The sequence below is a fragment of the Mesorhizobium sp. M0678 genome, assembly GCF_040320505.1.
Taxonomy (GTDB): domain Bacteria; phylum Pseudomonadota; class Alphaproteobacteria; order Rhizobiales; family Rhizobiaceae; genus Mesorhizobium.
Genome location: NZ_JAMYPT010000009.1, coordinates 204,031 through 218,183, shown reverse-complemented (window position 1 = coordinate 218,183; position 14,153 = coordinate 204,031). Strand labels below are relative to the sequence as shown.

General features: G+C 61.5%; 12 protein-coding genes and 1 pseudogene. 9 read left to right on the top strand and 4 right to left on the bottom strand.

What is annotated here, in order from left to right:
- Window positions 1-100 precede the first annotated feature (100 nt).
- The 6 genes and pseudogenes from NKI29_RS18540 to NKI29_RS18515 all read left to right on the top strand — a co-directional run bounded on the left by NKI29_RS18540 (window position 101) and on the right by NKI29_RS18515 (window position 6,077).
- Entirely contained in the window at window positions 101-1,129 is a 1,029-nt protein-coding gene (locus tag NKI29_RS18540; RefSeq protein WP_352796913.1) for an ABC transporter permease, read from the top strand.
- On the top strand, window positions 1,129-2,103 hold the full coding sequence (locus NKI29_RS18535) for an ABC transporter permease (protein ID WP_352756642.1): 975 nt from the start codon (window positions 1,129-1,131) through the stop codon (window positions 2,101-2,103). The genes NKI29_RS18540 and NKI29_RS18535 overlap by 1 nt, the downstream gene beginning before the upstream one ends.
- Window positions 2,093-3,118 (top strand): ABC transporter ATP-binding protein, encoded by a 1,026-nt coding sequence (locus NKI29_RS18530; protein WP_352569021.1) that lies wholly within the window; start codon window positions 2,093-2,095, stop codon window positions 3,116-3,118. Before NKI29_RS18535 ends, NKI29_RS18530 begins: the two co-directional genes overlap by 11 nt.
- Complete coding sequence (locus NKI29_RS18525) at window positions 3,115-4,107, top strand: ABC transporter ATP-binding protein (protein ID WP_352569023.1); 993 nt, start codon at window positions 3,115-3,117, stop codon at window positions 4,105-4,107. Before NKI29_RS18530 ends, NKI29_RS18525 begins: the two co-directional genes overlap by 4 nt.
- A gap of 111 nt (window positions 4,108-4,218) precedes the next feature.
- Complete coding sequence (locus tag NKI29_RS18520; RefSeq protein WP_352569024.1) at window positions 4,219-5,100, top strand: branched-chain amino acid ABC transporter permease; 882 nt, start codon at window positions 4,219-4,221, stop codon at window positions 5,098-5,100.
- A 1-nt stretch (window position 5,101) separates the two neighbouring features.
- A pseudogene (locus NKI29_RS18515) lies at window positions 5,102-6,077 on the top strand (branched-chain amino acid ABC transporter permease).
- 19 nt (window positions 6,078-6,096) lie between these two features.
- On the opposite strand, the gene NKI29_RS18510 reads toward NKI29_RS18515, so the two are convergent.
- The 4 genes from NKI29_RS18510 to NKI29_RS18495 are packed head-to-tail and all read right to left on the bottom strand — an operon-like array spanning window position 6,097 to window position 10,126.
- A complete protein-coding gene (locus NKI29_RS18510; RefSeq protein WP_352569025.1) occupies window positions 6,097-7,272 on the bottom strand; it encodes an ABC transporter ATP-binding protein in 1,176 nt (391 codons plus the stop codon).
- Window positions 7,265-8,407, bottom strand: coding sequence for an extracellular solute-binding protein (locus NKI29_RS18505; protein ID WP_352796911.1), 1,143 nt, complete (start codon window positions 8,405-8,407; stop codon window positions 7,265-7,267). Before NKI29_RS18505 ends, NKI29_RS18510 begins: the two co-directional genes overlap by 8 nt.
- A gap of 22 nt (window positions 8,408-8,429) precedes the next feature.
- Window positions 8,430-9,251, bottom strand: coding sequence for an ABC transporter permease (locus NKI29_RS18500; RefSeq protein ID WP_352796909.1), 822 nt, complete (start codon window positions 9,249-9,251; stop codon window positions 8,430-8,432).
- A complete protein-coding gene (locus tag NKI29_RS18495; RefSeq protein ID WP_352796907.1) occupies window positions 9,248-10,126 on the bottom strand; it encodes an ABC transporter permease in 879 nt (292 codons plus the stop codon). Before NKI29_RS18495 ends, NKI29_RS18500 begins: the two co-directional genes overlap by 4 nt.
- 249 nt (window positions 10,127-10,375) lie before the next feature.
- Between NKI29_RS18495 and NKI29_RS18490 the strand changes: the two genes are divergently transcribed.
- The 3 genes from NKI29_RS18490 (at window position 10,376) to NKI29_RS18480 (ending at window position 14,139) form a co-directional block, all read left to right on the top strand.
- The gene (locus NKI29_RS18490) at window positions 10,376-11,302 is read left to right on the top strand and encodes an ArsR/SmtB family transcription factor (protein ID WP_352569028.1); all 927 of its coding nucleotides are present in this window, start codon (window positions 10,376-10,378) and stop codon (window positions 11,300-11,302) included.
- A gap of 184 nt (window positions 11,303-11,486) precedes the next feature.
- The gene (gene arfA, locus NKI29_RS18485; RefSeq protein ID WP_352569029.1) at window positions 11,487-12,998 is read left to right on the top strand and encodes an arabinosylfuranosidase ArfA; all 1,512 of its coding nucleotides are present in this window, start codon (window positions 11,487-11,489) and stop codon (window positions 12,996-12,998) included.
- A 49-nt stretch (window positions 12,999-13,047) separates the two neighbouring features.
- Window positions 13,048-14,139: an ABC transporter ATP-binding protein gene (locus tag NKI29_RS18480; protein ID WP_352569030.1), complete on the top strand. Its 1,092-nt coding sequence runs from the start codon at window positions 13,048-13,050 to the stop codon at window positions 14,137-14,139.
- The last annotated feature ends 14 nt before the right edge of the window (window positions 14,140-14,153 follow it).

The window sequence follows — 14,153 nt, the reverse complement described above, 5'->3', positions numbered from 1 at the left end:
GAGCCAATGCGACGGAGTGCCGCTGGCTCTCCGTCGCATTTCCTTTTCCGGCGGATCAGCGCATCTTCCAGGCCGCGATTTTTCCCAGGCAATCCTGTTCATGGTCAATGTCATTGCGGACCAGCCTGCCATCCCGGTTCGCCGGGCCACCGATGGCCCGTGGCGCACCGCTTGGCGCAAGCTGAAAGGCGATCGTTCGGCAATATCTGCCTTCGCCGTGCTCGTCGTCATCGTGATCGCCTCGCTCGCGGCGCCGCTTTATGCGCGATACGTCTCCGGCACCGATCCATTTGTGACCAATCTCAATGGCGAGATCGTCGTCGATGGGGTGACCCAGCCGGTGCTGCAGCCCTCCACCGAAGGCCTTGGCCTCGGCATGACGCCGGTCGGGCCGACCTGGCGCATCGGCCCCTATATGCTCGGTGCCGACAACCAGGGCCGTGACGTCGCGGCGCGGCTGCTTTACGGCGGACGGGATTCGCTGTTGATCTCGGGTGCTGCAGCCGTGCTGTGCCTTGTCCTCGCGACATTCCTGGGGGTCGTTTCCGGCTTCTTCGGCGGCATCGTCGACATCGGCCTGTCGCGCATTCTCGACGTGCTCTGGGCTTTTCCGATTTTCCTGTTGGCGATTTCGTTGTCGATCGTGCTGATTGCGCAGAGTATCCAGATCGGTCCGTTCGAAATCCGCTCCGGCAGCCTGTGGCTACCGGTCTTCATCATCGGCATCGTCTATGTGCCCTATGTGGCGCGGCCGATCCGCGGCCATGTCCTGACCTTAATGCATGCCGAATTCGTCACCGCTGCGATCGGCCTTGGCGCATCGCCCTGGCGCATCCTTTTGCGCGACGTCATGCCCAATGTGGTGACCCGCATCATCGTTTTCGTGCCGTTGATCCTGGCGCTCAACATGATGACGGAATCCTCGCTGTCGTTCCTGTCGATCGGCGTGCAGCCGCCGGATGCCAGCTGGGGCACGATCATCCAGGACGGCCAGGGCCTGCTCTATTCGCGGCCGGTCGTGGCACTGGCGCCGGGGCTAGCCATTGTGATCACGGTGCTGGCCCTAAACATTCTGGGCGACGGCGTGCGCGACGCGCTCGATCCGAAATCCTCGCCGAGGGGCGTCTAGTGGTTGCCGCGCTCGGCTTCCGGCTTGGCCAGATGGTGCTGGTTATGTTCGGTATCAGCGTCGTCGCTTTCCTGATCTTCTTTGCGACGCCTGGCGCTGATCCATCGGCGCGCATTGCTGGCCGCAATGCTTCGCAAGAGACGCTGATCCAGGTGCGCCACGATTTCGGTCTCGACCGGCCATTGCCGGTGCAATATGGGCTGATGATGAACCGGCTTTTCGTCAGCCGCGATCTCACCTCCTTCGTCAATCGCGGGCAGCGCGTCATTCCGACCGTGATAAGCGCCATTCCCGTGACGCTGTCGCTGGTCGGCGGCGCGGCAGTGCTGTGGGTGCTCGGCGGATTGATCGTCGGTGTGATCGCAGGCGCAACGCGCGGTACATTCATTGATCGCGCGCTGATGATCCTGAGCCTGGTAGGCGTGTCGATCCCGGTCTTCTGGCTGGGCGAGGTCGCCAACCTGCTGACGCAAAGCCGCTGGCACGACAGCTGGCTGTTTTCCTGGGTTCCTCCGCTCGGCTACATCCCCCTGACCGAGAATCCCTGGGGCTGGTTCAAGGCGCTCGTCATTCCGTGGTTCACGCTGGCAACCCTTTATGTCGGCCTCTACGGCCGGGTGCTGCGGGCCAGCCTGATCGAGATGATGCAGGAGGATTTCATCCGCACCGCCCGAGCCAAGGGGATCGGCGAGCGGCGGGTGGTGCTGCATCATGGCCTCAGGACCTCGCTGGTCGCATTTGTTACCATGTTCGGCCTCGACTTCGGTGCCCTGGTCGGTGGCGGCGCGCTGCTGACCGAAGTGGTCTTCGGACTGCAGGGCGTCGGAAAACTGACCTACGAGGCGCTGCAGACGCTCGATCTGCCGATGATCCTTGCCACGGTGATCTACGCCGCCTTCTTCGTGGTGATGGCAAACTTCGTCGTCGACGTGATCTTCGTCTTCATCGACCCGAGGGCTCGCGATGTCGGCTGATGCTCCTCTTCTGGTGGTCAAGGACCTCACCGTCTCCTTCCGCAGCGACGAGGGCCTGGTGCGCGCGGTGGGAGGTGTTTCGTTCTCCGTCGAGCAGCGCGAGATCGTCGGTGTGGTCGGCGAATCCGGTTCGGGCAAAAGCCAGACCTTGCTCGCCATTATGGGGTTGATCGACAGCCCCAACGCTATCGTCTCCGGTTCCATCCGTTTCATGGGACAGGAGCTGATCGGGCTCAAGCGGCGTGCGCTCGATGCCATTCGCGGCCGCCAGATCGCGATGATCTTCCAGGATCCGATGTCTGCGCTCACCCCGGTGCATACGATCGGCAACCAGATCGGCGAGCAGGTCCGCGCGCATGAAAAAGTGTCGGCGAAAGCGGCACGGGCGAGGGCCGTGCAATTGCTGGATGCGGTCGGCATCGCAAATCCGGATCGGGTCATCGACAGCTACCCGCACCAGCTTTCCGGCGGTATGCGCCAGCGCGCGGTGATTGCCATGGCGCTCTCGTGCAACCCGGCGCTGCTCGTCGCGGATGAACCGACTACAGCCCTCGATGTTACCGTGCAGGCGCAGATCCTCGAACTGATCGGACGATTGCGCGACCAGTTCGGTTCCGCTGTGATCCTGGTCACGCACGATCTTGGCGTCGTCGCCGAAGTCGCGGACCGGGTACTGGTGATGTATGGCGGACGCTTTGTCGAGGAGGGCGGCAAGAGCAGCGTGTTCCGGGCGCCGCTGCATCCCTACACATGGGGCTTGTTCGGCTCGATCCCGCCGATAGAGGGACCACGTCCAGCCCGGCTCGCTGCCATTCCGGGAATTCCGCCGTCGCTCTCCAACCTACCGAAAGGCTGCGCCTTCAGCCCCCGCTGCGCTTTTCGCCACGACGCCTGTCTGGTTCAACTGCCGATCATGCAAGGCGAGAGCCATCGCGCCGCGTGCCTGTTGCCGGAGCCTACGCGCACACAATTCGCTGCCCAGAGGCCTGGCGGCGTGGTGGAGATGCAACGATGAATGCCATGCCACGCGAACGTCCGCTGCTTCGTGCCGGCGACCTGTCGAAGCGCTATAGCGTCGGCCGCTCGATCTTCCCGGCGCAGCGCCGGACCGTGCATGCGGTTGATACGGTGTCGCTCGACATCTGGCCCGGGGAGACCCTCGGCATCGTCGGCGAGTCCGGTTGCGGCAAATCCACGCTTGGCCGGTGTCTGGTGCGTCTGACCGAAATCAGCTCGGGGTCGCTGGAATTCGAGGGCCGCGACATCAGCGACGTCTCCCAGCGCCAGCTTCGTCCGTTGCGGCGGCAGATGCAGATGGTCTTTCAGGATCCCAGCGCTTCGCTCAATCCGCGCCGGCGGGTCGGCGATCTGCTGGCCGATCCGTTCCGCATCCATGAACGCCTCTCGGCATCGGAAATGGCGGACCGCGTGGCCGAGCTCCTGCGCCGGGTCGACTTGTCGCCCCAGCACGCATCGCGCTACCCGCACGAATTCTCCGGCGGCCAGCGCCAGCGTATCGGCATCGCCCGCGCGCTGGCGCTGCGGCCACGGCTGATCGTGGCCGACGAGCCGGTCTCGGCGCTCGACGTGTCGATCCAGGCGCAGATCGTCAATCTGCTCGCCGACCTACGCGAGGAGTACAACCTGACTTATGTGTTCATCGCTCACGACCTTTCCGTGGTGCGTCAGATCTCGAGCCGTGTGGCGGTGATGTATCTGGGATCGATCGTGGAGAGCGGGCCGACCGACGAGGTCTTTGCGGCGCCCAGACATCATTACACCGCGGCGCTGCGTTCCGCCGTGCCGATACCCAGCATCGACCGGGCGCGGCGCGGCCGGCTGGTGCTCAAGGGTGACCTGCCCAGCCCGATGAGCCCACCCTCAGGGTGCCGGTTCCACACCCGTTGCCCAGCTGCCACCCCGATCTGCCGCAGCGAGCGTCCGCTTCTCCAAAGCATTGGCGAGGGCCGCCTGGTTGCTTGCCATCATCCAGCCGGCGGTTGACGACGGGAATTCTCGTTCAGCGATATCGGATCAGGACCGTTCAGCCGTAATCGTCCTTTCGGCGAGGATAGAGGCCGATCTGGACGCCGCACGATCCGACGCTATGTTGCGATGATCTTCGGAATACCCGTTCAGGCATTCCTCGGCCAATTGCTGGTCGGCCTCATCAACGGCTCGTTCTACGCAATGTTGAGCCTGGGCCTGGCTGTCATATTCGGCCTGTTGCGCGTCATCAATTTTGCCCACGGCGCGCTCTATATGCTCGGCGCCTTCGTCGGGTACCTGCTTCTCACCCGGTTTGGCATCGGCTACTGGCCGGCTCTGATCCTGTCGCCGCTGATCGTCGGCGGCTTCGGCGTCGTGGTCGAGCGCCTGGCGCTGTCGAGGCTTTACGACATCGACCCGCTCTACGGGCTGCTTTTCACCTTTGGCCTCGCGCTCGTGCTCGAAGGGGTGTTCCGTTACTACTATGGCGTATCGGGAAGTCCTTATTCCGTGCCGCCGCTGCTCTCCGGGGGAACCAATCTCGGCTTCATGTTCCTGCCTAATTACCGCGGCTGGGTGGTGGTCGCCTCGATGATCGTCTGTTTCGGCACCTGGGCGCTGATCGAGAAGACCAGGCTGGGCTCCTATCTGCGCGCGGCGACGGAGAACCCCGGCCTGGTGCAGGCTTTCGGCGTCAACGTGCCGTTGCTGCTGACCCTTACCTACGGCCTCGGCGCCGCTCTTGCCGGGCTTGCGGGGGTTCTCGCCGCGCCGATCTATCAGGTGAGCCCGCTGATGGGATCTGACCTCATCATCGTCGTCTTCGCCGTCGTCGTGGTCGGCGGCATGGGATCGATCCTCGGGGCGATCGTCACCGGTTACATGCTTGGCCTCGCCGAAGGCCTGACCAAGGTCTTCTATCCCGAAGCCTCCAATCTGGTGGTCTTCGTCATCATGGCAATCGTGCTTCTGGTCCGGCCAGCCGGCCTGTTCGGAAGGGATGCCTGAGATGGCCGAACTGACACTCCGCGAGACGCGTGCCAAGAATTCGGCACGGCTTGAATGGGCGCTGGTCGGGCTCGGCATCCTGGCGCTGCTGGTGGCGCCTTTCTTCGTCTATCCGATCTTCCTGATGAAGATGCTGTGCTTTGCGCTGTTTGCCTGCGCGTTCAACCTTCTGCTCGGCTACACCGGGCTGTTGTCCTTCGGCCATGCGACATTCTTCGGCGGGGCGGCCTATTTCACCGCATACGCGGTCAAGGTCTGGGGCTGGCCGCCGGAAGCGGGCATCCTGCTCGGTGTCCTGGGAGCTGCGCTGCTCGGCCTTGTGATGGGCTTCTTTGCCATCCGCCGGCAAGGCATCTATTTCGCCATGATCACGCTGGCGCTGTCGCAGATTCTTCTTCTTTTGCGTGCAGGCGCCGTTCACCGGAGGTGAGGACGGCATCCAGGGCGTGCCGCGCGGCAGGCTGCTTGGAATGCTCGACCTGAACGTCTCGATCAACATCTATTATTTCGTACTGGCAGTCTTCCTGATCGGCGTGTTCGCCATCTGGCGCATCATCAACTCGCCTTTCGGCATGATCCTGCGTTCCATCCGGGAAAACGAGAGCCGGGCCATTTCGCTGGGCTATTCCGTCGCCAACTACAAGCTGGCGGCTTTCGTCATGTCGGCAACATTGGCCGGGCTGGCCGGCGCGCTCAAGGCGATCGTTTTTCAATTTGCCACGGTCACCGACGTCACCTGGCAGATGTCGGGCGAGGTGATCCTGATGACGCTCCTCGGCGGCATCGGCACCATGGCCGGGCCGATCATCGGCGCCAGACTGGTCGTCGGCCTGGAAAACACGCTCGCCACCTCGAACTTTCCGGTGACCATCGCCACCGGCCTGACCTTCATGGTCTGCGTGCTGGTTTTCCGGCGCGGTATTGTCGGTGAGGTCTATGCGCGGTTTCTCGGGCTAAAGGGTGACGCGAAAGACTGAACGGCTCAGTTCCGCCTCGCTAGGCGATGCGTAAGCCTTGCGCGTCGAGAAGCACGCAGCCCAGCGGGTCGAAGCAGACATCGACCGCTTCGCCTTCACGCAGCGGCTGGCCGTCGATCACCGTGTTGGCGCGCACCAGCGTGCCGGCGCCGATGTCGATCTCGTAGACCGCATTGCCGCCGAGATAGGAGGTCGAGACGATCCGTCCCGCCAGCCTGTTGGCAGCACCGGCGGTACCGACGGTAAGCTTCTGCGGGCGAACGACGACGGTGACCACGCTGCCGGTCGCGAGCGCCTTCGGCGCGGCCGCCTTTACGACATGGCCGCTGGCCAGCGCGATCGTCGCCATCTTGCCGTCCATCACTGTCACGCTGCCGGGCAGCATGTTGGCCTTGCCAAGGAAATTGGCGACGAATGCGGTGGCCGGCTGGTCATAGACCTGCGCGGGGGAGCCGATCTGCTCGATCAGGCCGGCGTTCATCACGACGATATGGTCGGACATCGACAAGGCTTCTTCCTGGTCGTGCGTCACGAAGATAGCGGTGATGCCCGTCTCCCTCTGGATTTTCTTGATCTCGACGCGCATGTCCTCGCGCATATTGGCGTCGAGCGCCGACAAGGGCTCGTCCAGCAGCAGCACTTCCGGCTCGAAGACGATGGCGCGGGCCAGTGCGATGCGTTGCTGCTGGCCGCCCGAGAGCTGCGACGGCAGCTTTGTCTCACTGCCGGGCAGCCGCACCATATCCAGCGCCTTCTTGACCCGGCGCACGATTTCCGGTTTAGGCACGTTTCGGTATTTCAGGCCGAATGCGACGTTGTCGAAGACGTTCTTGTGCGGAAAGAGCGCGTAGTTCTGGAACACCAGACCAATGTTGCGTTTGTAGATCGGGATGTCGTCGACCCGCTTTCCGCCGATCGAGATCTGGCCACCGGAGATGTCGACCAGGCCCGCGATCGAGCGCAGGATCGTCGTCTTGCCGCACCCGGACGGCCCCAGCAAGGTGACGAAACTACCTTTGCGGATCGCCAGTGAAAAATCGCGCACAGCGGCGAACTTGCCGTAGAAAATATCGATGTCGCGAAACTCGACCGCAGGCTTTCCTATCGGCTGCCGCTCGCTCTGAGCGAGCGGGTCGCCATCAGCCCCGGCCGAAGCCGGCCGGGGCTGCTGGTCGTGGCTGTTGTCGTCATGCACCTTTCGACACCCTGTCCCATTGCTTGGTCCAGGCGTCTTCGTTCTTCGCCCAGTAGAGCGGATCGGCGAAGGTCAGCGATTTCATCGATCCAGTCGGGTCGAAGGCCGGAAGCGCCGCGATCTTGTCGGTCAGCTTCACCTTGGTGGGGTCAAGCGATGGCGGATAGTTCTGGCCCTCGGCGACGGCGATCGACGTGGCCGGATCCAGCATGAAATTGATCAGCTCCTCGCATTCGGCCATCGGCGAACCCTTGAGCACTAGCATGTCCTCCATCCACGCGTATGAGCCGGCAGGGTCGAGATAGCCGATCGGCTGGCCCTGCTGCTGCAGGGCGGCGACACGTCCTGACCAGGCGTCGGTGACGACGATCTCGTTGCGCGACAGGAGGTCCATCAGTTCCGCGCCGGAACTCCAGAATTTCTTGGCCAGGTCGCGGGTCTCGCGAACCTTGGCCCAGACGACGTCCATGTCCTGGATGTTGTTGGGGTCCTGTTTCGTCTGCAGCGCCGCATACCAGACGCGCGTCGTCATATCGGCGTAGCCGCCGATCTTGCCGGCATATTTCGTGTCGGTAAGCAGGTTGGCGCCCTTTTCCTTGGCTTCCTCCGGCGAGATGACCTTGTTGTTGTAGGCGATGCCGGTGGTGCCGTAATCATATGGCACTGCCGACAGCTTCGGCGTGATCTTGCGGAACGGCTCGATCATGGCGGTCAGCACATTCGCCATGTTCGGAATGTTCGCCTCGTTGATCTCCGAATTGAAACCGCCATTGACGTATTTGATGTAGTAGTTGACGCCGGAAGAATGGACGATCTGGAAGTCGCCTGGTTTCGACGTCTTGATCTTGGTGATGATCTCGTTCTCGTCGCCAAAGGTGCCCTGGACGACCTTGACCTTGGACTTGGCGGTGTAAGGCTGGAACGCATACTTATCGATCGCCTCCTGCACCACGCCGCCCCATCCGTCGAAGCGCACTTCCGAAACCGCGGCCAGCGCCCGTCCCATCCAGGGCATGGAAAGGCCGGTGGCGGCGGCAGCGGCGGCCGTCAGCGTCAGGAACGATCGCCGGCTGATGTCGCCATTGGCATAGCGTTCGTCGAGCCGTTCCAGTCGTTTGGTGGTTGTCAGTTTCATTTCCATTCTCCCATTTTCATCTTCACTTGCCTGCCTTGAACCAGGTGAGGCTTTGCAGGATGAGCCCGCCAGCCAAGGGAATGCCGACCGTCAAAAGGATCATGACGGTTCCGAGCGCGTTCACCTCAGGGCTGATCGAGATCTTCAGCATCGAAAGGATTTGCGTCGGCATGGTCTCGACGCCCGCCGGCCGCCAGAACAGGCTGGCCGAGGTGTTGTCGAACGAAATGGTGAAAGCGAGCAGAACACTGGCAAGCACTGCGGGAATGAGCAGCGGCAGCGTGATTTCGCGGAATGTCGACACACGCGGCGCCCCGAGCGACAGCGCCGCCTCCTCATAGGAACGTTTTATGCCGACCATGCGCGCCTGGACGATCAGCACCACGTAGGGGAGCGTGAGCAGAATGTGGCCGAGCACCAGCAGCGTCATGCTGCGCGGCTGGTCGACGGCTTTGATCATGACCAGCAGGCCGACGCCGAGTATCGTTTCGGGGACCAGCGCGGGAAGAATGACAAGCGTGTTGATCGCCTGCTTGCCACGGAACTCGAAGCGCACCAGCGCCAATGCCGCCATGATGCCGAGCAGCGTCGTCACCGTTGCCGTCACCAGGGCAATCCACATCGATGTCCGGAAGGCGTCGAGAACCGGCTCGTTGCTGAGCAGCTTCTCATACCATCGCAGGCTGAAGCCGGTGAGGGGAAAGCCGCCGAACATCGAGGCGTTGAAGGAAAGCACGACCGTGGCGAGGATCGGCGCAAACATGAAGACGTAGACGCACACCGTGATCGCGCCGGTCAGCCGCCACGCCCATCTGCCTTCGCGATCGGGATGATCCGCTCTCATGCACTGAGGCCCTTCATGATCTGCGATAGGCCCATATAGCGGCTGTAGGCGGCCGCGGCCGCGCCGAGCAGAACGAACAGGACGATGGAAAGCGTGGCGCCCATCGGCCAATTGAGCTGCCCCATGATGGTGTCGTAGATCAAGTTGCCGAACAGCGCATCGCGGCTGCCGCCGAGCAGCTGCGGCGTCACATAGGAGCCGGCCGCCAGCACGAAGCAGAGCAGCAGCCCGGCGCCCAGCCCCGGCATCGATAGCGGCAGGGTCACTTCGCGAAACGCCTGCGCGCTGGTACAGCCCATCGAGCGGGCGGCGGCGATCAGCGTGCGGTCGATGCTTTCCAGGCTGACATAGACGTTCAGGATCATATAGGGCAGCAGAACATGCAGCAGCCCCATGATGACGGCGCCCTCGGTGTAGAGCATCGGCAACGGCTCGTTGATAACCCCCAGCCTGATGAGCACGACGTTGATCAGCCCCTGTTCGCCGAGAATATGGATCCACGAGAATGTCCGGATGGTGAAGCTGATCCAGAACGGCACGATGAGCAGCAGCAACAACAGCCATTTGTGCCTGAAGGTCGTGGCCCAGATGAAATAGGCGGGGAAATAGCCAAGGATCGCGCAGATCACAGCGGTGATGGCGCCGACGCGAACGGTCTTCCAAAGAAAACCGTGATAGTAGCTGTCGATGAGGAATTCCTTCCAGTTGTCGAAGGTCAGCACCGCCGACTCCACCCCCGCGGTGACGAAGGTGAAAAACGTGTAGACCGTCATCATCGCGATCGGCAGCAGCAGAAGCAGGGTAAGCAGTAAAAGCACAGGCGCGACGAGGACCCAGGCCAGTCGCTGATCGTATAATTTCCACCCTTTGGTCACGACCCGTCCAACCACTTTATGTGAAAGCCGCCATCACTGGGCTCGGCTCCGGACTAGATTGGGCGATCGGCGTTCAGGTGTCCACTCTGCATATGGCTCCTGCACAAATTCTGTGCAGGGCCACCGCGCGACCCTCGCCCTGCCGGATTCAACAAATTGCCCGGCGTTCCGCCTGCACATTGATTAAATCAGATATCCCGATATACAGGGTAATTTCGGATATAGATTTTACATGGGCCGGGCAATTTCATGAGTCGCAATTTTCTGGTGATTGAACCTGAGGAAGGCATTGCCGTGCTCAAGGGGCTTGCCTCCTCGGCGCGGATCTCGATGCTGAAACTGCTGCATGAGAAGGGGCCGATGAATGTCAACGAAATCGCCGCCGTGCTGTCGCTTCCGCAGTCGACCGTCTCGACCAACATCCAGGTGCTGGAGGATGCGGGGCTGATCCGCACCGAGAACCTGAAAGCGAAGAAAGGCAGTCAGAAAATCTGTTATCCGACGGCGGAAGAAGTGCTCGTCGTGTTCAAGAGCGAATATCGTGCGGTCAAGAACGACGCGATCGAAGTGTCGATGCCGATCGGGCTTTATACCGGCTTCGATGTTACCGCGCCCTGCGGCCTTTGTTCGCCGGACGGCATCATCGGTCTGCTCGATGTGCCGAACACTTTCCTCGATCCGGACCGCATGAAAGCCGGTCTGCTATGGTTCACGCGCGGTTTTGTCGAATACCAGTTCCCCAACAATGCCAAGCTCGCCAATGCCGAGATCACCGGACTCGAAGTTGCGATAGAGCTGTCTTCGGAAGTGCCGGGCACCAGCGCCGATTGGCCCTCGGACATCACGCTGACGATCAATGGCGTCGATGTCGGCACCTGGACGTCGCCGGGGGATTTCGGCGACAAGCGCGGCGTCTTCACGCCCTCCTGGTGGAAGCTCAAGGGCTCGCAATACGGTAAGCTGAAGAACTGGCGAATTGCCAATGACGGCACCTATGTCGACGGCCTCAGGATTTCCGAAACCGGCCTCGCCGCACTCGATCTGAAGAGCCATCATTCAATCCGCGTCCGTATCGGCGTCAAGGACGACGCCAAGCGCCCCGGCGGGATCAATATTTTCGGCAAGGGCTTTGGAAATTACGATCAGGACATCCTGCTCAGGATCAAAACTGGTTGATATCATGAAACCGGGTTCTGAAGATAATGCAGCAATTTCAACTATCTGGCTTTCTGCTGTGCCAAAGTGTTCGTCTAATTGTCCTACATTTGGGTATTTTGGCTTGACGAAGGGCTGCCAATTCCTCTTTGATATCGGGCAAGATGATTTAAATCATCGTTTGTGATATCGATGGGAGGAATGCATGAAGGCAGCCGTTACGGCTCATCCGCATTATGTCGTCTCGGAAATCGATCCGAGGCTCTACGGATCCTTCATCGAGCATCTGGGGCGGGCAGTTTACACCGGCATCTATGAGCCCGGCCATCCGACAGCGGATGCCAACGGCATGCGTCAGGACGTCATCGACCTCGTCAGGGAACTCAATGTTCCGATCGTCCGCTACCCCGGCGGCAATTTCGTCTCGGCCTACAATTGGGAAGACGGCATTGGCCCCAAGGAACAGCGCCCAGTGCGCCTCGACCTCGCCTGGCACACATCGGAAAGCAACGAAGTCGGCCTGCATGAATTTGCCGATTGGTGCACCTCCGCCAACACCGAGATGATGCTTGCCGTCAATCTCGGCTCGCGCGGCCTCGACGAAGCCCGCAATCTGCTGGAGTACGCCAACCATCCCGGCGGCAGCAAATGGAGCGACAGGCGCATCGCCAACGGCCGCAAGGAGCCGTTCGACGTCAAGCTCTGGTGCCTCGGCAATGAAATGGATGGCCCCTGGCAGATCGGCCACAAGACCGCGGACGAGTATGGCCGGCTGGCGCATGAGACGGCCAAGGCCATGCGCGCCTTCTCCAAGTCACTCGAGCTGGTGGTCTGCGGCTCTTCGAATGCCAAGATGCCGACCTACCCTGAATGGGAAGCGACGGTTCTCGACCATACCTACAACGAGGTCGACTACATCTCGCTGCACATGTATTTCGACAACGAAGCCAACGACGCTCCGAACTATCTCGCCATGAGCGAAAAGCTCGACGACTACATTGTCTCGGTCGCCGGCGTCATCGAGTATATCAAGGCCAAGAAGCGCTCCAACAAGCAGGTCTACATCTCGTTCGACGAATGGAACGTCTGGTACCATTCCAAGGAGCAGGACAGGAAGATACTCGGCGGCAGCAACGGCTGGCCGTTCGCCCCGCCGTTGCTCGAAGACATCTATAATTTCGAGGATGTGCTGCAGGTCGGCCTGATCCTCAACACCTTCATCCGCCGTTCCGATGTCGTCAAGATCGCCTGCCTGGCACAACTGGTCAATGTCATCGCGCCGATCATGACCGTTCCGAATGGCCCGGCATGGCGGCAGACGATTTTTTATCCCTATCTGTTTGCTTCTAACTATGGTCGCGGCAATGCGCTGGATCTCAAGGTGGAAAGCCCGACCTACAAATCCAGCGTTGCGGGCGACGTCGCCTATGTCGATGTTGCCGGCGTGCACGACAGGCAAACCGGCCACGTCACCTTCTTCGCCGTCAACCGCCATTCGAGCGAGGCAATCGAAACAGTGGTCGACCTCACCGGCTTCGGCGCGGCGGAGATCGTCAATCACCAGGTGATGGCACACGCCGATCTGAAAGCCGTCAATTCGGCCGAAAACCCTGGCAATGTCGGCCCCAGGAAGGGTGAGGGCGCCTCGCTCGCCGGCGGCAAGCTGAGCCTGTCACTGCCGGCCTATTCCTACCAGGTCATACGCCTGAGGCTCTGAGTTCAGGCGGATCATCGAGAAAGCGCAAACGCTGAGGAGGAGCGTCGACGTGACGGCCGATATCGAGATCAGGAACGTAAGCAAGCAGTTCGGTGCCATGACGGTGCTGGATCATCTGTCGCTCTCCATAAGGGCACGCGAATTCATCGTGTTCCTGGGCCCGTCCGGCTGCGGAAAATCGACGCTTCTTCGGATGATTGCCGGGCTCGAAGCTGTCGATAGCGGCGAGATTGCGATCAACAACGAGCGCATCGATCATCTGCCACCGGGCAAGCGCGGCATTGCCATGGTGTTCCAGTCCTATGCGCTTTATCCGCATATGACGGTGCGCGACAACATGGCCTTCGGCCTTGCGAATATCGGCGTTCCAGGCAAGGTCATCGAGGCGCGCATCAACGAAGCCGCCCGCATCCTCGAAATGCCGCATCTGCTCGATCGCAAGCCGGGCCAGCTCTCCGGCGGCCAGCGCCAGCGCGTCGCCATCGGCCGTGCGATCGTCAAGGAGCCGAAGGCCTTTCTGTTCGACGAGCCGCTCTCCAATCTCGATGCGGCGTTGCGCACCCGCACCCGCATCGAGCTTGCCCAGCTTCACCAGCGGCTGCAATCGACGATGATCTTCGTCACCCATGACCAGGTCGAGGCAATGACGCTGGCCGACCGCATCGTCGTCATGAACAATCGCAAGATCGACCAGATCGGTACCCCGATGGAGATCTACGAGCGCCCGGCGACCAAATTCGTCGCGGGTTTCGTCGGCGCGCCGGCGATGAACTTCGTCGATGCGACGCTTGACAGATCCGGCGAGAACGCCACGGCCAGGTTTGCGGACGGCGTCTCGGTGCAGACCGAGATCGCCTCCAGCCAACTGACCGATGGCAAGTACACTTTCGGCATCCGTTCTGAAGACGTGCGCATCGTTGCCGCCGGACAGGGCAATGCCGGCGGCGTGGTCGATGTGCTCGAGCGGCTCGGCGAACGCACCCTGATCTACGCGCGGCTGGGCGATGGCCAGCAGATCGTCGGCTCGGATGCCGGCAACAGCCGCGTCGCCGTCGGCGACAGAATCGGGCTCGCCTTTGACGGCCAGAAATCGCATCTGTTCAACGAAACCGGCCGCGCCTGGCATGCGAGGGGGGCCTGAGATGGCTGACCGGC